This window comes from Sediminibacter sp. Hel_I_10, from assembly GCF_000688335.1.
Classification (GTDB): domain Bacteria; phylum Bacteroidota; class Bacteroidia; order Flavobacteriales; family Flavobacteriaceae; genus Psychroserpens.
Genome location: NZ_JHZX01000001.1, coordinates 1,788,616 through 1,812,832 on the forward strand (window position 1 = coordinate 1,788,616; position 24,217 = coordinate 1,812,832).

Annotated in this window: 24 protein-coding genes; 11 read left to right on the forward strand and 13 right to left on the reverse strand. The window is 36.6% G+C overall.

Annotation, left to right across the window (positions count from 1 at the left end; all coding sequences use genetic code 11):
* Window positions 1-46 precede the first annotated feature (46 nt).
* Complete coding sequence (locus tag P176_RS0107965; RefSeq protein WP_037348820.1) at window positions 47-508, reverse strand: hypothetical protein; 462 nt, start codon at window positions 506-508, stop codon at window positions 47-49.
* A 19-nt stretch (window positions 509-527) separates the two neighbouring features.
* Window positions 528-2,594 carry a methionine--tRNA ligase gene (gene metG / locus P176_RS0107970; protein WP_026754207.1) on the reverse strand — a complete coding sequence of 689 codons (2,067 nt, stop codon included), beginning with the start codon at window positions 2,592-2,594 and terminating at the stop codon, window positions 528-530.
* A gap of 80 nt (window positions 2,595-2,674) precedes the next feature.
* On the opposite strand from metG, the gene P176_RS0107975 reads away from it, so the two are divergent.
* Both P176_RS0107975 and P176_RS0107980 read left to right on the forward strand, forming a co-directional pair.
* Window positions 2,675-3,307, forward strand: a complete 633-nt coding sequence (locus tag P176_RS0107975) for a hypothetical protein (protein WP_037348822.1) — start codon at window positions 2,675-2,677, stop codon at window positions 3,305-3,307.
* 36 nt (window positions 3,308-3,343) lie between these two features.
* Window positions 3,344-4,357: an LD-carboxypeptidase gene (locus P176_RS0107980; protein ID WP_051605429.1), complete on the forward strand. Its 1,014-nt coding sequence runs from the start codon at window positions 3,344-3,346 to the stop codon at window positions 4,355-4,357.
* Here P176_RS0107980 and P176_RS0107985 read toward each other — a convergent pair.
* The gene (locus P176_RS0107985; RefSeq protein WP_026754210.1) at window positions 4,349-4,702 is read right to left on the reverse strand and encodes a hypothetical protein; all 354 of its coding nucleotides are present in this window, start codon (window positions 4,700-4,702) and stop codon (window positions 4,349-4,351) included. The two genes, P176_RS0107980 and P176_RS0107985, sit on opposite strands and share 9 nt — an antisense overlap.
* Complete coding sequence (locus P176_RS0107990; RefSeq protein WP_026754211.1) at window positions 4,699-5,001, reverse strand: hypothetical protein; 303 nt, start codon at window positions 4,999-5,001, stop codon at window positions 4,699-4,701. The genes P176_RS0107985 and P176_RS0107990 overlap by 4 nt, the downstream gene beginning before the upstream one ends.
* Before the next feature lie 225 nt (window positions 5,002-5,226).
* On the opposite strand from P176_RS0107990, the gene P176_RS0107995 reads away from it, so the two are divergent.
* Window positions 5,227-5,586, forward strand: a complete 360-nt coding sequence (locus tag P176_RS0107995; protein WP_026754212.1) for a YraN family protein — start codon at window positions 5,227-5,229, stop codon at window positions 5,584-5,586.
* Here P176_RS0107995 and P176_RS0108000 read toward each other — a convergent pair.
* The 4 genes from P176_RS0108000 to P176_RS0108015 all read right to left on the reverse strand — a co-directional run bounded on the left by P176_RS0108000 (window position 5,583) and on the right by P176_RS0108015 (window position 8,102).
* Entirely contained in the window at window positions 5,583-5,921 is a 339-nt protein-coding gene (locus P176_RS0108000; protein ID WP_026754213.1) for a hypothetical protein, read from the reverse strand. The genes P176_RS0107995 and P176_RS0108000 overlap by 4 nt on opposite strands.
* Before the next feature lie 90 nt (window positions 5,922-6,011).
* Window positions 6,012-6,590 (reverse strand): nicotinate (nicotinamide) nucleotide adenylyltransferase, encoded by a 579-nt coding sequence (nadD, locus tag P176_RS0108005; protein ID WP_026754214.1) that lies wholly within the window; start codon window positions 6,588-6,590, stop codon window positions 6,012-6,014.
* 2 nt (window positions 6,591-6,592) lie between these two features.
* The gene (gene gmk, locus P176_RS0108010) at window positions 6,593-7,165 is read right to left on the reverse strand and encodes a guanylate kinase (protein WP_026754215.1); all 573 of its coding nucleotides are present in this window, start codon (window positions 7,163-7,165) and stop codon (window positions 6,593-6,595) included.
* Window positions 7,166-7,244: 79 nt separating this feature from the next.
* On the reverse strand, window positions 7,245-8,102 hold the full coding sequence (locus P176_RS0108015; protein WP_026754216.1) for a YicC/YloC family endoribonuclease: 858 nt from the start codon (window positions 8,100-8,102) through the stop codon (window positions 7,245-7,247).
* A 113-nt stretch (window positions 8,103-8,215) separates the two neighbouring features.
* On the opposite strand from P176_RS0108015, the gene P176_RS0108020 reads away from it, so the two are divergent.
* Window positions 8,216-8,692, forward strand: coding sequence for a thioesterase family protein (locus tag P176_RS0108020; RefSeq protein WP_026754217.1), 477 nt, complete (start codon window positions 8,216-8,218; stop codon window positions 8,690-8,692).
* Here P176_RS0108020 and P176_RS0108025 read toward each other — a convergent pair.
* Entirely contained in the window at window positions 8,684-9,577 is an 894-nt protein-coding gene (locus P176_RS0108025) for a DMT family transporter (RefSeq protein ID WP_026754218.1), read from the reverse strand. The two genes, P176_RS0108020 and P176_RS0108025, sit on opposite strands and share 9 nt — an antisense overlap.
* A complete protein-coding gene (locus tag P176_RS0108030; protein WP_026754219.1) occupies window positions 9,570-9,929 on the reverse strand; it encodes an arsenate reductase family protein in 360 nt (119 codons plus the stop codon). The genes P176_RS0108025 and P176_RS0108030 overlap by 8 nt, the downstream gene beginning before the upstream one ends.
* A gap of 100 nt (window positions 9,930-10,029) precedes the next feature.
* On the opposite strand from P176_RS0108030, the gene P176_RS0108035 reads away from it, so the two are divergent.
* Entirely contained in the window at window positions 10,030-10,485 is a 456-nt protein-coding gene (locus P176_RS0108035; RefSeq protein ID WP_026754220.1) for a DinB family protein, read from the forward strand.
* A 5-nt stretch (window positions 10,486-10,490) separates the two neighbouring features.
* Window positions 10,491-11,759: a sodium:proton antiporter gene (locus P176_RS0108040; protein ID WP_026754221.1), complete on the forward strand. Its 1,269-nt coding sequence runs from the start codon at window positions 10,491-10,493 to the stop codon at window positions 11,757-11,759.
* Window positions 11,760-11,788: 29 nt separating this feature from the next.
* Here P176_RS0108040 and P176_RS0108045 read toward each other — a convergent pair whose 3' ends face one another.
* Window positions 11,789-12,511 carry a DUF3298 and DUF4163 domain-containing protein gene (locus P176_RS0108045; protein WP_026754222.1) on the reverse strand — a complete coding sequence of 241 codons (723 nt, stop codon included), beginning with the start codon at window positions 12,509-12,511 and terminating at the stop codon, window positions 11,789-11,791.
* A gap of 144 nt (window positions 12,512-12,655) precedes the next feature.
* Here P176_RS0108045 and P176_RS0108050 point away from each other — a divergent pair, with 144 nt between their 5' ends.
* Entirely contained in the window at window positions 12,656-13,795 is a 1,140-nt protein-coding gene (locus P176_RS0108050) for a cystathionine gamma-synthase (RefSeq protein ID WP_026754223.1), read from the forward strand.
* Between the two features lie 76 nt (window positions 13,796-13,871).
* Here P176_RS0108050 and P176_RS0108055 read toward each other — a convergent pair whose 3' ends face one another.
* A complete protein-coding gene (locus tag P176_RS0108055; protein WP_051605431.1) occupies window positions 13,872-14,693 on the reverse strand; it encodes a hypothetical protein in 822 nt (273 codons plus the stop codon).
* Window positions 14,694-14,922: 229 nt separating this feature from the next.
* Here P176_RS0108055 and gdhA point away from each other — a divergent pair, with 229 nt between their 5' ends.
* The 4 genes from gdhA to P176_RS0108075 all read left to right on the forward strand — a co-directional run bounded on the left by gdhA (window position 14,923) and on the right by P176_RS0108075 (window position 21,927).
* The gene (gene gdhA, locus P176_RS0108060; protein ID WP_026754225.1) at window positions 14,923-16,266 is read left to right on the forward strand and encodes an NADP-specific glutamate dehydrogenase; all 1,344 of its coding nucleotides are present in this window, start codon (window positions 14,923-14,925) and stop codon (window positions 16,264-16,266) included.
* A gap of 130 nt (window positions 16,267-16,396) precedes the next feature.
* Entirely contained in the window at window positions 16,397-18,763 is a 2,367-nt protein-coding gene (locus P176_RS0108065) for an ABC transporter substrate-binding protein (RefSeq protein ID WP_037348824.1), read from the forward strand.
* Window positions 18,764-18,778: 15 nt separating this feature from the next.
* Window positions 18,779-19,498 carry a DNA repair protein RecO gene (gene recO, locus P176_RS0108070; protein ID WP_026754227.1) on the forward strand — a complete coding sequence of 240 codons (720 nt, stop codon included), beginning with the start codon at window positions 18,779-18,781 and terminating at the stop codon, window positions 19,496-19,498.
* A 17-nt stretch (window positions 19,499-19,515) separates the two neighbouring features.
* Window positions 19,516-21,927, forward strand: coding sequence for a TonB-dependent receptor domain-containing protein (locus P176_RS0108075; RefSeq protein ID WP_026754228.1), 2,412 nt, complete (start codon window positions 19,516-19,518; stop codon window positions 21,925-21,927).
* A gap of 408 nt (window positions 21,928-22,335) precedes the next feature.
* Here P176_RS0108075 and P176_RS0108080 read toward each other — a convergent pair whose 3' ends face one another.
* Window positions 22,336-24,192 (reverse strand): T9SS type A sorting domain-containing protein, encoded by a 1,857-nt coding sequence (locus tag P176_RS0108080; protein ID WP_026754229.1) that lies wholly within the window; start codon window positions 24,190-24,192, stop codon window positions 22,336-22,338.
* Window positions 24,193-24,217: the final 25 nt, after the last annotated feature.

Here is a 24,217-nt window from a genome sequence, read left to right on the forward strand (position 1 = left end):
TGTAACAACCACCGCCATTGTAAAAAGATTACCTTTTATGAAGTGCTTAGCCTTTGTAGAAGGCCTTTTTAAATCGTTTTGCCTTATTTAAATAGAGTTCTTTTTCTACGGCATTGACGTTGGTTGCCGATAGAATTTTTTGTCCTCTAGTATAGATGTATTTATCTGCCTGACCTTTTGGAGATAACTTAATGAGCACCAACTCGCCATTATTAAAATAATAATTTTCGGTAATGGTTTTATCGGTCGTTTCGACATTCTTTATTCTCAAAAGTGCATTGGTTTCGGCATCTACATACTCGGTATAGGTAAAATAGCCGATGTCCTGTAACCCCTCAAGATCTGTTAGCGCGCCTTTCTTTGTAATGGCCTTTAGTTTCGTGTTGCTCTCCACTTCAGAAACATAGGTTTTTGTAGTATTGACCACTTCGGTCTTAGAGGCTGTTGTTTTAGGGCCGCAAGACAGCATAAGCCCTAAAACAACACTATATAAACATAATTTTTTCATTGTATGAACTGTTATTGAATTAACTTATTTGCAATCCGTTTTTGACGGTAGTATCCGGTTTTACAAACACCAACTTACCTTCCATGCTTTCGGTCATTAAAATCATGCCTTGACTTTCAACCCCTCTTAAGGCTCTAGGTGCTAAATTGACCAAAACGGTAACCTGTTTGCCTACAACTTCTTCTGGAGTAAAACTCTCTGCAATACCAGAGACAATTGTTCTAACATCAATCCCCGTGTCTACTTTTAAGACTAAGAGCTTTTTGGTTTTTGGCATTTTTTCGGCCTCAAGAATGGTGCCTACTCTTAAATCTAATTTGGTAAAATCTTCAAAATCAATAGTTGCTTTTTGAGGTTCTGCTTGTTTTTTTGCAGCCTCATTGGCCTTTTTATTAGCCTCTAACTTGTCTAACTGTTTTTGGATGGTATCATCTTCAATTTTGCTGAAGAGCAATTCGCCTTTGCCTATTTGATGCCCTGAAGCAATCAAAATGTCTTTTGTTGCAATATCTCTCCACTGCATATTGACCTCTTCTGAAGACAGCATTAAAATATTTCTTAACTTTTCTGAAGTAAAAGGTAAAAATGGTTCGCTCAATGTGGCTAATGCTGAAGCGATTTGGAGCGCGACAAACATGATGGTTTTTGTTCGCGCTTCGTCGGTTTTTACCAATTTCCAAGGTTCTTCATCAGCAAGGTACTTGTTACCTAGACGTGCTAAATTCATTAATTCTTGACTGGCTTCTCTAAAACGGTAACGCTCTATAGAACTTTCAATGACTGAAGGATAGGCTTTAACAGCCGCCAATGTTTCTTTGTCTACTTCAGAGAAATCTGAAGCCTCAGGAACCACCCCATCATAATATTTATTGGTAAGTACAACAACTCGATTTATAAAATTTCCGAAGATGGCAACGAGCTCGTTATTATTTCTGGCCTGGAAATCTTTCCAAGTAAAATCATTATCCTTAGTTTCTGGAGCATTTGCAGTAAGTGCGTAGCGTAAAACGTCTTGCTGATTTGGGAAATCCTCTAAATAATCTGGCAACCAAACCGCCCAATTTTTGGAGGTGGATAATTTATTGCCCTCTAAGTTTAAGAACTCATTTGCCGGCACGTTGTCTGGAAGAATAAAAGAGCCTTCGGCCTTCAACATACTCGGGAAAATAATACAATGGAAAACGATATTGTCTTTTCCTATAAAATGCACCAATTTGGTGTTTTCATCTTTCCAGTAATCTTCCCAATTTTTTCCTTCTCTTGCGGCCCACTCCTTGGTTGCCGAAATGTAACCGATAGGCGCATCAAACCACACGTAAAGCACTTTACCCTCACCGCCAGGGACAGGAACGGGGATACCCCAATCTAAATCTCTAGTAACGGCTCTTGGTCTTAACCCATCATCAATCCAAGACTTCACTTGCCCATAAACATTGGGCTTCCAGTCTTTTTTATGACCTTTAAGAATCCAATCTTTTAAAAATTGCTCGTGCTTGTTTAAAGGTAAAAACCAGTGTTTTGTTTTTTTAAGGGTTGGTACGTTGCCCGTAATGGCCGATTTCGGATTGATTAAATCGGTAGCATTTAAACTTGAGCCACAGCTTTCGCATTGATCGCCATAAGCCTCTTCATTTCCACATTTTGGGCAGGTTCCAGTCACAAAACGATCTGCTAAAAACTGATTGGCCTCTTCATCAAAGAGCTGCTCGGTAACTTCTTCTACAAACTCGTTTTTATCATAAAGCGTCTTGAAAAATTCTTGAGCCGTATCATGATGTATTTTAGCTGTGGTTCTTGAATAGTTATCAAAGGTAATCCCAAAATCTTCAAAAGATTTTTTGATAATAGCATGGTATTTATCTACAATATCTTGCGGAGAAACACCTTCATTTTTAGCCTTTATGGTAATAGGTACACCGTGCTCATCACTGCCGCAAATAAAAGCCACATCGTTGCCTAATAGTCTTTGGTAACGTGCATAAATATCTGCAGGCACATATACTCCCGCTAAATGCCCAATATGAATGGGACCGTTAGTGTAAGGTAATGCTGCGGTGATTGTAAAACGTTGCGTTTCTTGAGACATGACTTCTAATTGTTTGAGGCAAAAATAACTATTAAGTTCTTTTATACTATGTTTCTTTGTTCTAGATTTGGTAAAAAACCATGAAATTAATTCTTCTTGGAATTATTCTTCTTAGCAATATCTTATACTGTTATTCGCAGCAAGAAAAGGATACGATTTATAGCAAAACGAATCCGATAGTTTATTCTGAATTATTTATGGGGTTTGCGGGCGGTAATGGAATTGGAGTCGTAATTGGCGGTGAGCTCAATTACCAAATTAAAAAAGATTTATTTACGGTAAAATATGGCTATCAATCCTTAGCCGAACTTACCGGTACTGCTGTTGGTTTTATTGGATTTCCCGCGTTTGAAAAAACAATAGATAACCATGAAATCTCTTTACTTTATGGTCAACGCTACATCAAAGATGGGCATTCTTTTAGTTTTTCGGGAGGGATCTCTACCAATTATGCAGATGTGAAACAACCCAATAATACTATGACGACAGAAGAATCAATACAATATTTTGGGTTTCCTTTTGAGGCTAATATTAAATGGTTCAAAAAGAAGAAAAGAAGATTTAGGGCCTATTATGGTTTGATTCCTATTGGAAAGCCTTCATCCTTCGGAAGAAGTTTTGGCTTTAAATTAGTGGGTAATATTGGTAAATTTACTTATGTAGGAATGGGAATTAATTATGGTTTCGGTTGGCACAAAAAGTACCAGCAATGATTAATGCCTTAATCAAATATCCTGTACATTTACGTTATGTTAAAAACTTCGCAGATATTACCATTGTTTTGGGTTTTACTTTTCTTTGGAAATGTAATTGCTCAAAACGCATCTAGCTCAAAAAACCAATCTGTTTTGATACAACCATCATATTTAAAACTAGGCGACACCGTTGCCATTGTGGCTCCCTCTGGTATTTTAAAAAACAGAACTGATGAGGTCGAAAAGGCTGTGAAATTATTAGAAAGTTGGGGATTAAATGCTGTGGTTGGAACACATGTGTTTAGCCAAGCAAATCATTTTGCAGGTACTGATGCGCAGCGCTGTGAGGATTTTCAACAAGCCTTAGACGACCCCAAAATTGCTGCAATTTGGTGTGCACGAGGAGGCTACGGCACGGTACGCATTTTAGACAAGCTAGATTATACTGCTTTTAAGAAACACCCCAAATGGATTATTGGGTATAGTGATATTACCGCATTGCACAATCAAGTACATAATGAAGGCTACCAATCGATCCATGCCTTGATGTGCGTGAGTTTGCCTAATGACTTCAATACTATTAAGGAGACCATTTCTACCTTTAAATCCACAATCTTTGGAAACCCCGTAGATTATACTTTAAAAGGATCTGATTACAATAAAATAGGTGAAGCTTCAGGGCCTTTAGTTGGCGGAAATCTAACCATACTGCACACCATGTTAGGCTCTAAAACAGGCATTGACACTACGGGTAAAATTCTTTTTATTGAAGAAATTGGTGAATACAAATATCACATTGACCGAATGTTACAAAGTTTAAAACGTGCCGGTTATTTTGAGAATTGCGCGGGTGTCATTGTGGGCGACATGAGTAGACTTCGCAAAAACACAACCCTATGGGGAACATCAATTGAACAATTGATTCTAGATGCCTTGGAAGATTATAATTTCCCGATTGCCTTTAATATGCCTGCCGGACATGAAAAGGACAATCGTGCCATGGTTTTTGGTAAGGTTGTCGAACTATCAGTAACTAAAGAACAATCGACGTTTCGCTATTTAGAATAACTTTTTCTGCAACACAAAAAATAACGTCGCACCTGCAAAATAAAGCACAACATCCCTAAAGTCGCGAGTATATCGTTCGCTAATTTGTGGCATAAACCATTCAAAAAACAAAGCAAAATAAATCGTCAAAGCCAAAACTACACGCATGGGCACGTAGAGGTTTTCGGTCTTTTTTATGAGTCGAATAGCCGCTAAACACAAGCTCAAAACAATAGGCATGCACAAAAAATCATTGCCATAAAAGAATAGCCAGTGAGGTAAGGGTAGCTGTAATTTACCAGCAATATAAAGTGCAATACCCAACAGCACAGGGATATAAAATACTGGATGTTTTAAAATGCTCATGCCGCAATTGCTGTAATAATCCAAGCAATAAAAACACCTATAGCCATAAAAACTAACCAAATGGAACGCGTGATTTTCGCAAAAACACGAACAATCCAAAAACGATGGTCCTTATACCTATCGTAAAAAGATGGATCATTCTTTTTCTCAAGTTGACGCCTTTGCTGACGCTCTTTTTCTGCTTTTTGAAATGCCAATTCTCGTCTTTTTTCTGAAGACAAAAGAGCACCACAATTAGTGCAAAATTCTTTATTGGTATTGAAAACTCCACATTCTGGACATTTTATGTGAGATGCCATGTATTATCCTTTTCAGTTGCATAAAGATAAGTCTAAGTTTAAAATCCTTTGAACGCAAAAGAATAATTGTTAGTTGGGATGTTGAGATAGATAACGCGACTGTAAAAGAAGGACTTCAAAATCTTATATTTTTCAGCATCATAAACCTATAAAATTCAGGCAATTATGTATATTGATATACATCACATTTAATGTGATGATTTTAGTCTATTAAACTGAATGATTATGGCACACCATAATGAACTAGGCAAATTTGGAGAACAGCTAGCTGTCGAGTATCTATTGGACAAAGGCTACCAAATCATACAACGTAATTACATTTATCAAAAAGCAGAAATTGATATCATTGCCAAAAAAGCGGACCTTATGATTTGCGTGGAAGTAAAAACGAGAAACTCTGATTTTTTTGGCGACCCGCAGGATTTTGTGACCCCAGGAAAAATAAAAAACCTCGTCAAAGCAATGAACGCCTATATTACAGATAACGACATCTCATTAGAGTCGCGTTTTGATATCATTGCCATTCTAAAAAATAAAACGAAACAAGAGCTCACGCACTATGAAAATGCCTTTTACCATTTTTAAAATACAATTGCAATAACTGCCACTAATAAGGGATAATATAAAAGATTAAGAATTTGATCTTTTCGGTTTAAACTCCAATAGCGTTTCAATTCTTGTCTTATCATTCGAGAGGTTAGTAAAACGGCCAACACAACTAATGCAAAAAGCACAAACCAATATAAATTCTCAGGAAAAGGGAACAGTCTTGTAGTGATAATAAAGACGCCTATCATGCTCGCGGAGACAGTAAACTTGATTTTGTCAAGTTTAGATAAGGCGTTACGCTCCATAAATGCTACTAATTTATAAATCAAAATGGCAGCACATACAATACCAAAGACCAAAAAAATATTCATTTAAAACTTAATTTAAGATTAGGGGAGATTGCAGTATATTTTAACCCGTTATTTATAAAAAATAACGTCTCTTTCTTTTATAAATTGTACTTATCTATAAAAATTCATTTCGTCTAAAAAGCTCCAGACATGTTCGGGTAGCATGGGCCTAACCACCTTTCCGTTTCTGATGGCCTTCCGAATAAAAGAAGAAGACAACTCCATAATTGGCGCATCTATCTTATGGATGTTTTTATGATCTAAAGGCTGGGTTTCCGTTTTTCCTTCAAAAATTCTTGGATACACGAAGATCTCATAATCCTCTATGATCTGTTCGTAGTTTTTCCATTTATGAAGACTCTTAAGATTATCCTCTCCCATAATTAATGAAAACTCATAATCAGGATATTTTTCCTTTAAATATACTAGAGTATTTATAGTGTAATTAGGTTGTGGTAAGGTAAATTCTATATCACTTGGCTCCAGCTTTAAATAATCTTTGGTAGCCAAATACACCATCTCATAGCGTTGCCTATTATCGAGCAAAGTGCTTTTCTTTTTAAACGGGCTGTGAGGCGTTACCACAAACCACACCTTATCAAGAGCGCTGTACTCTGCCATGTGATTGGCGATTGTTAAATGCCCTACATGAATAGGATTGAACGTACCGAAGTAGAGTCCGATTTTCATGATTATTCCTTAATGAAGTTGGATACCAAGTCATAAGACTCAATCAATGCATTTTCTAGATGTTCATTGAGAACAACTTTATCAAAAAGAGGTGCCGTAGCTAATTCTGCAGAAGCTTTGGCAATACGCATATTGATCTTGTCGTCAGTTTCAGTCTTCCGTTTTTTGAGACGAATCTTTAACTCATCTATGCTAGGTGGCTTTACAAATATGGAAAGTGTCTGCTCTGGAAATTTTCGTTTAATTCGAAGTCCGCCAGAAACATCAATATCAAAAATAACATGTTTTCCTTTAGCCCAAATACGTTCGACTTCAGCTTTTAAAGTGCCGTAGAAATTATCTCGGTAAACTTCTTCCCACTCTAAAAACTCGTCGTGCTTGATCTTGTTTTTAAATTCTTGAACATCTAGAAAATAATAGTCCTTACTATCGACTTCTTCTCCTCGTTTTGCTCTAGACGTTGCCGAAATAGAAAACTCTAAGTTCAACTCTTCCTTTAATAATAAATGCCTTACAATCGTTGTTTTACCAGATCCCGAAGGTGCTGAAAACACAATTAATTTTCCTTTACTTATAGCGTTCTGTTGGTCTTCCAAAAAATTACTGATATTTCTAATTACTACAACTTATTCTCGTTACGCAAGCGCGTAAATTTTAAAGAACGTTAAGCAACTGTTCTTTTATTTTTTCTAATTCGTCTTTCATTTGCACTACGAGCTTTTGCATAGGTGCATAGTTTGATTTTGAGCCAATGGTATTGATTTCTCTGCCCATTTCCTGACCTATAAAAGCCAATTTTTTACCATTAGAATCACTAGATTTCAAGGCTTTTTCAAAATACTCTAAGTGATTTTGCAATCTTACTTTTTCTTCTGTAATGTCAAACTTCTCTATATAATAGACCAGTTCTTGCTCAAATCTATTTTCATCTACCTTTTCCTTGATATCGGCAATCCCTCTATTCAAACGCTCACGAACGCCATCTATACGCTCAGGATCCATAGCAATAACGGCATCTAACAACGTTTTAATGTTAGCAACACGCTCTTTAAAGTCTTGTTCTAGCGTTTCACCCTCGTCTAAACGGTACTGCTGTATTTTTTCTATACTGCTATCAATTTCTTTTGAAATCTCCTTCCATTCAGCCTCATCAATATCATCACGCTCAGTCATGATGGCATCTGGTAACCGAATCGCCATTTTTAGCAATTCCATCTCATCTCCTTCTACCACATTTCGCAGTTGCTTCATGTATTCTGTAACAACTGTTTTATTAATTTGGGTAGACGTTTCTTCACCGGTGATTTCCACATATAAAGAAAAATCAACTTTCCCGCGCTCTAACTTTGAGGCTATGAGTTTACGGATATTGAGCTCCTTTTCACGGTACATTGAAGGCATACGTGTATTAAGATCTAGGTTTTTGCTGTTAAGCGACTTGATCTCTATGGAAATTTTCTTGGTTGGAAGTTGCAGAACAGACTTACCATACCCTGTCATGGATTGTATCATTAAGTGTTTTTTAATGTTGGGCAAAGGTAAACAAATAGAATAGGGATTAAAAGTTTTACTTACTGTGCGTGCATCATATATTTTGTAATTTTGATGACTGAAATTGGAATGATATGTACAAAAAGGATTTTGAAATTAGATGGAGTGACGTTGATGCCAACGGTCATTTGGCAAATTCGGCTTATTTGAACTTTATGAGCCATACCCGTGTTGGGTTTTTAAATGAAAACGGCTTTTCAATGAAAAGTTTGATCAAGCATGGGGTCGGTCCGGTTGTGTTTTCTGAAGAAATTTACTATTTCAAGGAATCGTTTTTAGAACAGAAGCTTTCGGTAACTCTTGAAGTATCAGGGCTAAGCGAAGATGGCATGTTCTTTAAATTTGAGCACAACTTTTACAATGAAAACGGAAAACATCTGGCTACTTGCGATATTTTTGGAGCTTGGATCAATCTTAAAACCCGAAGTCTTACGGAGCTTCCTGAAGATTTAAAGGCTAAGATGCAGACCTTTCCAAAATCTGAACATTTTAAAACGCTTACTAAAGAAGACACCCGAAAATCTGGAAAAAAACCAAAAAACCTAAGCTGAAACCTTTGGCTTTTTAGTGACCAAGTAGACTCCAAAAAAGATAAGGCACATGGCTGCAATCTTTACAACATTTAACGTGTCTACGCCCATAATCAAAGCAAAAATCCCAGCAATTACTGGTTGTAAATACACAAACACACCAACTGTTGATGCTTTTAAAGAGCGCAATGCCAAAGGATTGAAAAAATAGGTGCCAAACGTGGCGCCTATAACTACAAAGCCCAAAGAGAACCATATAAATGGGGTAAATGCACTCCAATCTATAGCCATAGTATCGGTATAGCCAAAAGGCAGCACTAAGAAAAAACCAAAGAGAAAGAGCCATTTTATAAATGTAAACGGATGGTACTTGGCGGTTAATTTTTTAATGATGATCACATAAATACTATAAGAAAGCGCATTAAAAAATATAAAAAGATTCCCCAGCGCGATATTGTCTCCTTCACGGGTAGACTCTCCTAAAACGGTTAACAGTACACCACCGCAAAACCCCATAAACACACCAAATATTTTAAGTTTTGTGAGTTTTTCCTTGAGAAATATGGCCGAAAGTATCAAAATAAGAATTGGCACAATAGTCGTGATGACTGAGGCATGGATGGGAGAGGTCAACTCCAACCCCTTTAAAAAGAAAATCATGTTGATGCCCACACCAAAAACAGCACCCGCAAACATGGTCAAAAAGTCCTTTCGTTCAATTTTTTCACTTTTAAAAAAAAGTCCCAAAGCCCAAAATAGTAGTGCTGCACCGGCCACTCTCAAGACCACTAAAGCAAAAGGAGGCACAAAATTAGAGTTCATAAGGTCTTTGGCAAGGGTGTAATTAATGCCATAAAGCAATTGCACCATAAACAAAGCCCCTAGCGCCAGCGTTCGTTTAGTCATGAGCAGAGAGGTATGCTTTAGCGTCAGCCACAGTTTTGGCACTATTACCAATAAATATTTGATCATCAAATAGCATTACGGGACGTTTTAGAAACGTATAATGCTCTAATACATAGTTTTTAAAGTCTGCTTCGGTCAAAACTTTATCTTTAAGCCCTTTACTTTTATAAAGTTGAGCACGTTTACTAAACAAAGCCTCATAACTTCCTGCCATGGTTTTTAATTCATCCAGCTGAACCTCGGTTATTGGGTTTGATTTGATGTCTTGTAGCGCAACATCATCATTTAAATTTAACTCCTTAATAATGCGTTTGCAAGTGGTGCAGGTACTTAAATGATATATTTTTTTCATAGTTTTTAGCTTCGGAAATTTTAAAAAGTGGGAGCTTTAGCTTGCAAAGAAAACAGATTTCATAGTAAATTTGGTTACTTTTAAACAAAAATTAAATTTGATGAACTGGGCATTTGACATCTCCTTAAAAAATAGAGCGTTTTTAAAATCATTGATAGAAAATCATTCTCTTAAAGATCTAAATACAGTTCCTGAAGGGTTTAACAATAATATCATTTGGAACATTGCACATACTATTGCCGTGCAACAGTCTTTAGTTTATAAATTATCTGGCTTGCCTGCGCTCATTTCAGAAGATATGATTGATCGCTTCAAAAAAGGCACTAAACCTGAACGTGATTTGTCACAGGCTGAAGTTGATGAGATCAAAGGCTTACTTTTTTCTACAATAGAAAAAACCAAAGAAGATTACGACAATGAAATCTTCCAAAATTATCATCAATACACAGTGACTACTAAAAATACGCTTACCAACGTTTTAGAAGCTATTGAATTTAACAACTACCACGAGGGCATCCATCTTGGCTATATTCTTGCCCTTAAAAAATCTTTATAATTATTATGGAATTTTATGCTATCCTTTCTGTATTGATTGTGCTATCTGCCGTTTTTGGATACATCAATGCCAAATTCTTAAAACTTCCCATAACCATTGGCTTAATGCTCATTACCATTATTTTCACAATTTTAGTGATTGTGACTGCACAGTTTGATGACAGCCTGCTTTTAAGGGAGAAAGCCCTTATTTCGGAAATAGATTTTGAAACCGTTCTCCTCGATATTATGTTAAGCTTTTTGTTGTTTGCAGGGGCTTTACACACCAACTTTAACCAATTAAAAATACAGCGCTGGCCAGTATTGGTTTTTGCCACCTTGGGGGTACTGGTCTCTACCTTTTTAGTAGGCACACTTACCTACTATGTGTTACAACTATTAGGCTTAAACGTGGCCTTTATATATTGTTTATTGTTTGGTGCCTTGATCTCTCCTACAGATCCTATTGCTGTGCTTGGCATCTTAAAAAAAGCGAATGCTCCCAAAAAACTCGAAACCAAAATTGTTGGTGAGTCCTTATTTAATGATGGGGTTGGAGTTGTGGTCTTTCTTACTATTTTCTCTATCGCATCTGCTCCAGGAGAGGCCATTGAGGTTTCTGAAATATTAAAACTCTTTGGCCAAGAGGTATTAGGAGGTATTGGCTTAGGTCTTGTTTTAGGTTACATTACCTATAAATTGATGCGCTCTATAGATGATTATGAAGTTGAGGTGATCATCACGATTGCCACTGTGATGGGTGGTAGTTTGCTGGCGCATCAATGGCACTTATCTGCCCCATTGGCAATGGTTACTGCTGGTTTGATTGTAGGGAATGAGACGGTAAGAAATTCTGCTATGTCAAAAATCACTGAGACCTACGTTGATAAGTTTTGGGAATTGGTAGATGTACTTTTAAACACCATTCTTTTTGTATTGATAGGCATGGAGATGTTGGTCTTAAGTTTTGAGACCAGTTATATTATTGCTGGATTAATAGCAGTGCCACTGGTGTTAATGAGCCGTTATATTTCGCTTTGGCTCCCCATAAAGTTCTTTGCAAAGAAATTAGAATTTGTTCCTCACACCAACTTGATCATGACCTGGGGCGGTCTGCGTGGTGGCATATCTATAGCATTGGCTCTTAGTTTAACCCAAGACATGAACCGTGAACTGTTTTTAGTGATCACCTACATCATCGTGGTATTCTCTATCATTGGTCAAGGACTCACTGTAGGACCAATAATTAAAAAACTAACAAAACCTTCAGCAGAAAAAGCAATTCCTTCGGAATAAATCGGGTTTTTCCGAAGCAGATGTTATGATTAGCGTACGTTTAAATACGCTTCTACTTCAGCAAAAGGAATAGTAAACTCTGTGATGCCCTGAGCATAAGAGGCAATTTCATAGGTATTGTATAAAATAACGACACCTTCATCACTAAAACCGATACTTTCTGGTAATTTAAACTGTTCTCCGAAAAAGAAATCTTCCATGGTTTCCTGTTCATTGTTTGGCTTGGTCTCGGTTTGAAAGCGTTGCGCTACAACCTTTGAAAACGCTTCCATGTTATTGATAAGGTCTTTTTTCTCAAGAGGAGCTCCTGTCTGACCGTTAAAGTTAAAAAATTTAACGACGGTATTGCCATGGGCTCCTCCTGTATCTAAATAGGAGTTAATGGCAATACTTATGATCTCTGGCGTTTGATAGGTCACCTCTCCATCAATTAATGCTTCCCATTGTTGTGGACTTTCTGGAAAATCATTTTTAAAAGAGGTATACTCATAATTAAATTTTTGAATGGCATCATCTATGGACTGATCCTTTACAGAGTCATTTGCCATGTTGGTTTGATTGGCCACATGGGCTTCTAAAACTTTATTAATAGTACTAGCAACCGATGCGGTGCCAGTTGCCCTAGGGATATCAATAGATATTTTGGCTTCTTTTGTGGTTTCTATAAACGTATCTTCAAAAGAGATTTGGACCTCTTCGTTACAAGAGGTTAAAAAGGTTAGCATAACAAGAATTACAGCTATTTTTTTCACAAGATTTGTTGTTTTGTTAAATGGAACATAAAGGTATTATTAAGATTTGAATACCACCAATTAAACCTTAAATTTGCTAGTAATTATTTAATATTTAAAGGTTTTGGTAGCTAACCTACCGAACACTTTCTTAAAACTCATTCAATGAAATTTAATACAAAAACAATACATGGTGGTCAAAAGCCAGATCCAGCTTATGGAGCAGTGATGCCACCTATTTATCAAACGTCTACTTACGCACAATCTACTCCAGGAGGACATAAGGGTTTTGAATACTCACGAAGTGGAAATCCAACCCGAAGTGCTTTGGAAAATGCACTTGCCAGTATTGAAAATGGAAACCATGGTTTGGCTTTTGGTTCGGGTTTAGCAGCTATTGATGCTGTGATCAAACTTCTTGAGCCTGGTGATGAAGTGGTTTCAACCAACGATTTATATGGCGGATCATATAGACTATTCAACAGTATATTTAAAAAATTCGGGATTACATTTCATTTTGTAGGAATGGAAAATGCCGAAGCTATTGAAGACTATATCAACGAGAACACAAAACTTATCTGGGTAGAAACACCAACCAACCCAATGATGAATGTCATCGATATCAAAGCTACGGCAGCTATTGCAAAAAAACATAAGGTGTTATTGGCAGTAGATAATACCTTTGCCACACCATATTTACAACAACCCTTAGATTTGGGCGCAGATATTGTGATGCACTCTGTTACAAAATACATTGGAGGTCATAGTGATCTAGTTATGGGAGCTTTGGTTGTAAATGATAAGGAATTGGCTGATCGCCTTTATTTTATTCAAAATGCAAGTGGGGCTGTTTGTGGTCCTCAAGATAGCTTTTTAGCACTTCGAGGCATAAAGACCTTACATGTAAGAATGCAGCGCCATTGTGAGAACGGACGAGCTGTTGCCGAATATTTAGCGAGTCATCCAGACATTCAAGACGTCTATTGGCCAGGTTTTGAAAGTCACCCCAATCATGCTGTGGCGAAATCACAGATGAAAGATTTTGGCGGTATGGTGTCTTTCACCACAAAAGGCAACGATTATGATAAAGCCATTAGCATTGTAGAGCGCTTAAAGGTGTTTACCTTAGCTGAATCTTTAGGAGGTGTAGAGTCTTTAGCAGGTCATCCTGCAAGTATGACCCATGCGAGCATCCCTAAAGAAGAACGTGAAAAAACAGGAGTTGTAGATTCCTTAATACGACTTAGTGTTGGTATTGAAGATCAAGAAGATTTAATAAATGACCTCAAACAGGCTATTGGTTAAAACATATAGTTTCTATAAATTAAAAAGACCAAGTGAGTTTCACTTGGTCTTTTTTGTTTGATACGTTTGATATGCCCTAGTTATTATCCAAATAAATAATATAGCCTACATTTAGCCAGACTAACCAATCGTTGGATTTATTTGATCTTAAGTTATGGTCTAAACCATCAATCCTATCATCAAAAAAGTACTGCCACTTTAAGTCAAATACAAGATCAGAAAGCGTCGTCAATTTATATCTTGTACCAACACTACCAACAACCGATATTGTTGATGCACTGCCGTCAAACAAAAAACTGTCTTCTATAAAATTAGGATCTGTAGCTTGAACCCAAGGTTGATAAAAATTGTCAGGATCATTGATACTGCCATTGCCATAAGTAGTCTCTACAGTGGGACTAAACACAGTATACTGCAAACCTAGGCTTACATATGGCATAAAAGAAAAATTAATTGCCTCAAATTCTCTAATACTTAGCGGGAAATACTCTAATTGAGATCCTATATTTATATTTTGGGCACTACCAGAATGTCTTCTCAGGCGTTCTGCATTTTCGCTTTGTCTTGCCTCGTCAACCCATTTCCCAAAATGATTCAATTTTATTTTAGAAAAAGAGAGTTCGTTTCGAACCTTAAAATGTTGATTAAAAAAACTTGATCGCGACCTGCTATTGTAGCTTCTTAAAAAAGTAAAGTTCATGTAATGTACAATCCCTACGCCAAAACTCGTGTTTCCTGCATTGGTTTCAAAATCTTTACGCTCTCCAAAATCTGACTGAAAAGCGACTGGACCAAGAACAACACCAATTTCATTGGAAAATCTAAATTGGCTAAAGCCTTCACTCATTCCTATAACAAAAAAGAAAATAAATGATAAGTGTTTATAGTTAAGCATCATAGCTTGCGTTATTGTTGAGGGCTTTTTTTTGTAAACAAATATATAAAAACTGCTCTAACCTGCAAATAAAAGTAAATCACCCCTTTAAATAAAACGTTCTCCCTTTTGTTTATCGTATAATCAAAACGGCTAATTTTCAATGAGAATATCAAAATTTATAAGCTTAAATTTTATAGATAATGTATCTTTGTGCTTTTAAAATCAACATTGATTATTAATAATTTAATAGATGAAAGATAAAATAGACGCTTTTATACATCTTGTAAAAGAAAAAAACAGTCATGAAACCGAATTTTTACAAGCGGTTCATGAAGTTGCAGAAACTGTAATACCGTTTATAGAAAACAATCCTAAATACAAAGGGAAAATGTTATTAGAACGGATGGTTGAGCCAGAACGTACCATAATCTTTAGAGTACCATGGATTGATGATAATGGGAACACCCAAGTGAACCGGGGCTTTAGAGTAGAATTTAATTCTGCCATTGGCCCATACAAAGGGGGTTTAAGATTTCATCCCACAGTAAATTTGAGTATTCTTAAATTTTTAGGTTTTGAGCAAGTGTTCAAAAACTCTTTGACCACCTTACCTATGGGTGGTGGAAAAGGTGGTTCTGATTTTGATCCTAAAGGAAAAAGTGACAATGAGGTGATGCGCTTCTGTCAATCTTTTATGAGCGAATTATTTAGACACATTGGTCCAAATACCGATGTGCCTGCTGGTGATATTGGTGTTGGAGGACGCGAAATAGGATTTATGTTTGGTCAATACAAAAAACTAAGAAATGAATTTACAGGAGTACTTACTGGTAAGGGCTTTTCTTATGGTGGCTCTTTAATGCGTCCTGAAGCAACAGGCTACGGATGTGTTTATTTTGCAAATAATATGTTGGCGACTAAAAACGATTCTTTCGAAGGGAAAACCGTTGTTATCTCTGGCTCTGGAAACGTTGCTCAGTATGCTTGTGAAAAAGCAATACAATTAGGCGCTAAAGTTGTTACCATGTCTGATTCTTCTGGTTATATTCATGATGCTGATGGTATTGATGCCGAAAAATTAGCGGTCATTATGAAAATCAAAAATGAAGATCGTGGAAGAATCAGTGACTATTTAGATACCTACAAAGGCGCAACTTATCACGAAGGAGAAAGACCATGGTCTGTAAATTGTGATGTTGCTATGCCATGTGCTACTCAAAACGAGCTTAACGAAGAAGAAGCAAAAATGCTAGTTAAGAATAATGTCATTGCGGTTGCAGAGGGTGCAAATATGCCTACTACTGCAGAAGCAATTGAAGTGCTACATAAAGCAAAAGTGCTATTTTCTCCAGGAAAAGCATCTAACGCTGGTGGTGTATCTACTTCTGGATTAGAGATGAGCCAAAATTCATTACGTCTCAGTTGGACGGCAGAAGAAGTGGATGAAAAACTTCATAAAATTATGAACGATATTCATGAAGCTTGTGTTGAATACGGCAAAGATGATGACGGTCACGTAGATTACGTTAAAGGAGCAAACATTGCTGGTTTTGTTAAAATTGCCGATGCTATGTTAGCGCAGGGAGTGGTATAAGCTATGACCTAAAATTGTAAAAGGCTTTCTATTCAATGTATTTGGATAGAAAGCCTTTTTTTATTCTGTTATATGATAACCCATAATTAATCGTTAGTATTAAATATCTTTGATATAAATTAATTACATAATGATAAAAAAAGTTATCCTTGTTTGTTTTCTTTTGATGTCGTTCATTCATCAGGCGCAAGATTTCCCATCCCAGTGGGAAGGTTATTTTTCGTATTTCGAAATCAATGCCATTACTCAGGGAAATGAAAAAATTTACGCTGCAGCAGAGAACGCTATTTTTAGTTATGATGTTCTTACAAATGAAATTTCGACTCTAACTACAATTAATGGCTTATCTGGAGAAATCATATCCACTATAACCTTTATAGAGGATTTTGAACTATTACTGATTGGTTATGAAACGGGACTTATCGAAGTCTATTCAGAATCTGATGATAATATATTATCTGTAGTCGATATTCTAGAAAAAGAAACAATTAGCCCTATTTCAAAAAGGATAAATCATTTTAATGAAAAGGACGGTTTAGTTTATATTTCAGCAGATTTCGGAATTTCAGTTTATGATTTAAATACCTTACAGTTTGGCGACACTTTTTTTATAGGAAACGGAGGTGCACAAATAAATATTAATCAAACTGCAATTATCAACAATGATATTTATGCTGCCTGTGGATCTAATAGTGGGTTAAGAAAAGCATCTCTTTCTAACCCAAATCTTATAGATTTTGAGAATTGGACTAGTATTGCTGATGGTAATTTCACAGCAGTTGAAAGTACTGCAAACAATCTATATGCTTTGCAGTCCAATAGCATATTGTCCCAAATAACAAATGACAACCTTATTCCCTTATTTACTTATCCTAGCCTTCCGAATGATTTAACAGCAGTTGAGGACAGGCTAGTGGTTACAACACAAAACAATACGTTTGTCTATTCATCTAATTTTTCACTACAGTCTAGCTATTCACCTAATGATAATTTTGACACAAATTTTTTGGCAGCTACAATAAATGATGGCGCTGTCTTTATAGCAACAGGAAGTTTTGGTGTTTTGAAAGCTGAAAACGAAGTCGATGAATTTCTTGAGATCAGACCAGACGGCCCCTTAAGTAACCAAGGATTTAAAATAGAAGCTGGTGATGAAGAGCTTTGGATGTCTTATGGAGAATATACGGCATCTTATAATCCAGGACCTTTAAATAGAAGAGGCATAAGTCGTCTGCTCAACGGGGTATGGTCAAATATTCCCTACGATAGTCTATTTAATGCACCTAATCTTTGTGACATTTCAATCAATCCATTTAATCCTAATCAAGTATTTGTAAGCTCATTTCAACGAGGATTACTTGAATTTAACAATGGCACCCCCACAATACTATATGATCAGACTAACAGTGGACTTGAGTCACTTGTTTTGAACGATCCTAATTTTATAAGTATTAGGGTATCCGATTCTAAATTTGACCAAAATGGAATTCTATGGACTGTAACCTCATTGGTTGAGAGACCCTTAAAATCTTATGACCCCACAACAGATCAGTGGCAATCGTTTAGCTTCTCGGAGCTCATACAGTCTCCAATAGAAGATGAATTAGGCTTCGGTGATATTGATGTCGGTAATGACGGCAAAATATGGATAGCATCTTATAGAAATGGATTAATTGGTTTTGACACAAACAGCAACGAGATCAACAATGTTAGTACAGAAGAACAAAATATGCCTGCTTCTACAGCAAGAGCAGTTGCTATAGATAATAACAATCAAGTTTGGATAGGTACCGATAGAGGATTACGAGTTTTATTTAATACTTCTGAATTTACAACAGACCCAACCCCAAGTGTAAATACCATTGTAATTTTAGAAAACGGCATACCTACAGAATTACTCTCAAATCAATTTATTACTGACATAAAGGTAGATGGTTCAAACAATAAATGGGTTGGTACACTAGATTCAGGAATATTCTATTTATCATCTGATGGTCAAGAGACCATATACCAATTCACAACGAGAAATTCTCCCTTACCATCTAATGCTATATCAGACATATCCATTGATCAGGTCTCTGGAAAGGTATATATTTCTACATCTAAAGGACTGGTCTCCTTTGGCTCAGGCGGAACAAGACCTCAAGAAACATTGGCTGATGCTTATATCTATCCAAATCCCGTAAGGCCTGAGTATGATATTCTTGGGTTTGATGATTTGAATAACATCAATAATGGGATTAAAATTTCTGGACTCACTGAAAATGTTAATATCAAAATTACAGATATTGAGGGCAACCTTGTAGCCGAAGCCCAATCTCAAATCAATCAAAGGTCATCACGTTCGGGATATAATTTTGCTATTGATGGTGGAACAGGCATTTGGAATGGTAAGAATCTGAGAGGCAATGTTGTTGCTTCAGGGGTCTATTTGATGCTCATCTCAGATTTGGACTCTTTTGAAACTAAGGTGCTCAAAGTAATGATTGTACGGTAAAAGAGGTCTTTAATTATGCTCATTAAAACTAAGGCCATTGTCATTTCAAAACTCAAGTACCGCGACAGTGATCTCATTGTAAAGTGTTTCACTGAGCAAAATGGTATTGTAAGTTATTTGGTTAGAGGGGCGTTAAAAAACAGAAAAGGATCGTCTCAAACCGCCTATTATCAACTCTTATCCCAGCTAGAAATTGATGAAAATTCTAGGGCAAATCAATCACTACAATATATTAAAGAGGTAAAGCTTCACTATGCTTACATTAGCCTGCATACTAATGTGTTAAAGAGTGCTATTACCATGTTTGTTGCCGAGGTTTTGGCAATGGTTTTAAAAGAGGAAGAGCAAAATCTACAGCTTTACAACTATTTAGAAACTACCTTACAATGGCTAGATCTTCAAGATAGTTTTTCTAATTTTCATTTACTGTTTTTACTGGATCTCACAAAGCATCTCGGTTTCTATCCAGATACCTTAAACACCCATGAGGCATACTTCAACTTAAATAACGGGCTTTTTGAACCTACTAAAAAAGATACCTACAGTGTCTACGGAGAAAATTTAACTGTCTTAAAACAGTTATTGGGCATAAAATTTGATGACTTAGAAGACCTGAAGTTAAGTTCAAAACAAAGACAATCTTTTTTGAATATGCTTTTGTTATATTTTGAATTACATTTGGGCAGCTTTAAAAATCCCAAGTCTCTTCAAATTTTTAATCAAGTTTTCCATTAAAAGTACCATCCTATTTTATGAAATCCATTCTTTCAGTGATAACTTTTTTTTATTTGAGCTTATCTTTTTCTCAGCAAGTACAAGTGCTAGATACTGAATCTAAAGAACCTATTTCGGGTGTTGCCATTTTCAACGTTAAAAAAACAACATCTGTTATTACAGATTTAGATGGGAAAGCCGCTCTTGATCTGTTCTCAAATACTGAATTGATTACATTTCAGAATATACTTTACAAAACAATATCTATTAAAAAGTCAAAACTTGAAAGCGCAGGCTTTCTTATGTATCTCGAACCGAAAGTAGAAGGTTTAGATCAGGTTTTAATTTCGGCTTCAAGGTTTGAACAAAGTAAGCGAGATATCCCTCAAACTATAGTGAATATAAGTGCAAGCGCTATCGCTTTTGAAAACCCTCAAACCAGCGCAGACCTGTTGGAGAGCACAGGTAACGTTTATATTCAAAAGAGTCAACTTGGCGGTGGCAGTCCAATGATAAGAGGGTTTTCTACAAATAGACTATTGATCACTGTAGATGGCGTTCGTATGAATAACGCCATATTTAGAGGAGGTAATTTACAAAACGTAATTTCTGTAGATCCCTTTACAGTTCAAAACACCGAGATTACTTTGGGTGCCGGATCTGTTGTTTACGGCAGTGATGCCATAGGTGGGGTAATGAGTTTTTATACAAAAAAACCGAAACTATCATTTACAGATTCTTTGAGGTTAGACGCCAATGCTATTACAAGATACGCCTCTGCTAATCATGAGAAAACAGGTCATTTCGATATTAATTTAGGTGTAAAAAATTGGGGGTTTCTCACTAGCGTCAGTTATACCGATTTTGATGATCTTAGAATGGGAAAACATGGTCCTGATGAATATCTAAGACCAGAATACGTGACGTCTATAAACAGCCAAGATGTTATTGTTGAAAATAAAAATCCTCGTGTTCAGGTGCCCACAGGATATAACCAGCTTAACTTACTTCAAAAAGTACGGTACGAGCCAAAAGACAATCTTAGCTTTGACTTGGGCCTGTATTATACAACGACCTCAGATTTTCCAAGATACGATCGATTGATTAGATATCGTAGAGATGAGTTACGCTCTGCAGAATGGAATTACGGACCACAACGTTGGTTTATGGGAAATTTTCAAGTCACGAAAATAAGTAGTAGCTCAAATTTATACGATAAAATACAAGCCACTTTAGCCTATCAAAATTTTCAAGAGAGTCGCTTTGATCGTGATTTTCAGTCTAGTTTAAGAAATACTAGAGAAGAAGCTGTGGACGCCTACTCTCTAAATATAGATTTTGAAAAAGATTCATCTTCAAAAAGCAGCATATTTTATGGTATAGAGTATGTTTATGATAAGGTAAAATCAACTGGCAACGTAACTGATATTTCAACTAACGCCAGTTCACCTAAAGTCTCGAGATACCCTAACGGATCTACATGGCAATCTGCCGCGGCTTATGCTAATTTCAAATATAAACCGAATGAAGTATTTATATTTCAATCGGGATTACGGTATAATCATATCTTAATTGATGCTGATCTCACAGAAAACAATCAATATTTAAACCTTCCATTTAATGAGGCGAATATCAATACTGGTGCCCTAACAGGTACTGCCGGTATGAGTTGGTTACCAAACCCAATAATGCAATGGCGCTTAAATGCCTCTACTGCATTTAGAGCGCCTAATATTGATGATATTGGTAAGGTATTTGATTCTGAACCAGGGTCTGTTGTGGTCCCAAATCAAAATCTGAATCCAGAATATGCTTATGGAGGTGAATTAGGATTGTCTCTCAAATTCAATGATAGATTTTTGGTTGATCTCGCTACCTATTACACGTTTTTAGATAACGCACTCGTTAGAAGAGATTACCAACTTAATGGTGCAGCTGAAATTACCTATGATGGCGAATTGAGTAATGTTCAGGCCATTCAAAACGCATCTAAAGCTTGGATTTACGGCTTTGAAGCTGGTATCGAATTTCGGGTCTCTCAGAAAGTAAAATTAACTTCTCAATATAATATTATTGGCGGAACAGAGGAAGACAACGGTATTGAAGTTCCTGTTAGACATATTGCTCCTTATTTTGGAAACACCCATTTTGTTTGGCAAAAAGACAATTTAAAATTAGATGCCTTTGCAGAATATAATAACGAATTATCATATAACCAGCTGGCCCCATCAGAGGTGGAGAAAGATTATATTTATGCTTTAGATGCTAATGGAAACCCGTATGCACCATCATGGTATACGCTTAATTTAAGATCACAATATCAATTTAGTGATGCTCTTATTTTAACGGCTACTTTAGAAAATATCACAGATCAACGTTACCAGACCTACTCTTCTGGTATTGCAGCAGCCGGTAGAAATTTGATTCTCAGTTTTAAATATCAGCTTTAGAAAAACACACAAGCACCTTAGTAATTTGTACTTCGGAAACGAATGAAACAGTCTTTATTACGCTTTTAAAAAAGGAAGCGTTCTACCACCTTCATAGCATCCAACTCTTATTTTTAAATTGACCTTTTGAACTATGCTATCTTTATTTTGAGCTACTATCCAATAGTTCTAAGACTTGGGAAGCTTTAGATCAGATCGTATCTTATCATTTTTAATAGAGTCCTTAAATTATCCATTTAAGATGAATGCAAATTAAAGACTTCATTGATCTGCCTTCTGAAAAGGGAGAATCAACAATCTAATTCTAGCATTGCTTATCGCTTTCAATCTATTTATTGAGTTGAGAATAGACAAAAAAAAGACTGCCCTTTCGGGCAGTCTTAAAATTTACTATATAACTAACTTATATTATTTAGAAATGATAAATTTCTCTGTAATAGAAGTGTTGTTAGTTGTAATCTTGTAGATATACAGACCTGATGGAAGGTTGCTTCCGTTGAAGTCTGCCTTGTACTGTTGACCAGCAAAAGTCTCTCCGTTGAATACTTGGGCGATGTTACGACCGTTGATGTCATAAACCTCGATCAATACCTTACCACTGGTCTTAGCAACAAACTCTACGTTTGAGATACCAGTAGTTGGGTTAGGATAAGACGCGAAGCCTAAATCATTTGCATCTAACTGATTGGCAGTTAAAGCTGCTTGTTGATTAGCAAAGAATGTTGCCATATCAAATTCTACGCAAGTCGCAAGTGCAACAACACCATCTAAGTCATATCCGTCTGGAGTTGTAGTCATATCGTTGTTGTTCACCACTTTTACGAAGTTGATGAAATCAAAGTCAACACCACCTGGGGTATCAGCATCAGAAATATCAATTGTAGCGTTGGTCTTACAAACCGTACCTGCCATATAATAGTTGATGTTATCCGCAGAAACGTACACATCAGCATACTCAGGATAAGTCTCACATCCTATTGGATTGTTGAAAGTTGTTTCTACAAAGAACAAATCTGGACCTGCTTGGTTTAATACCGCACCGTCAAAAGTCAATGTGATCTCTCCACCATATCCTAATGTTGTGAATACATAGTCATCTGTACCTTCTGGCATCCCTAAAACATTTTCAGGAGTCTCAGTTCTGATAGCATCGATAACACCACCGTTCTTGGTAGTCCCTTCAACATAGTTAAAGAAATCAGCTGCATAACATCCCGCTGGAGCTGGATCTTCTGGAGTAGAACAACCAGTTAAAGCAACAATACCGTCAAGATCGAATCCGTCACCAGAGACAGAACCTTCTGGAGTAGTATCGACAACTTTTACCATAGTAATAAAAGCTAAAGCAACTGGAGCATTGCTAATGTCCAATTCATCAGCCTCATCTGTTTGAACAGATCCTATTAAATAAAAATCAATACCGTTCTGAGACACATAGATGTCAGCAGACTCTGGGTAAGATTCAAAAGACTGGTTACCGTAAGTGGTCTCAACAACCTCGATATCTGCACCATCGGCATTATAAACAGCACCATCAAAAACGATAGTCACCTCTCCTCCATATCCTAAAGACAAGAAGTTAAGTGTCTCATCGATCTGTGGAGCACCTAAAGCCTTATCAGTATCCATACGCTCTTCAACCATAAATGGCTCTCCAGCACTATTGGTCCCTGGTAGGTAATTGATAGCGAAAGCTCCGTAACATTCGTTCTCCCCATCTTGTGGATCACCACAACCATTTAATGCAACAATACCGTCAACATCATATCCGTCACCACCATTGGTAGTAACATCTGTAATTTTTACTTGAGTTATAAAAGGATAAGAACCGAAGTCAACACTACCATCACGACAAATTGTACCAGCATTCATCCATCCTGAAACTGGATTGTAAATTTCTATCATTGCTGATTCATCATCAGAAGCACCGCAGGTATCTCCTGAAAAAGAAGTCTCATAGATCATAAGATCATCTCCAGGACCATTAAGAACGGCGTCTGTAAAAGATAAAGTGATTGATCCGTCAATACCCAATGACACAAATCCGCCAGCAGCGTTTGACATGTCTGGAGAACCCAATGCCTGAGAAGCATCAGAACGAGCATCAGCAACAGCATTCCCGTTGGATTGCATTCCTTGGTTGAACATTACAACCTCAGAAGGAGAGCATCCTTCTTGGTCATTTTGGAATGCATTTGCATTCGTTCCCATTAAAGTGGCAGCACCACATAAAACAGGTAATAAAAATTTTGTAAAATTTTTCATAAGTGTTTATAGATTAATTAATAGC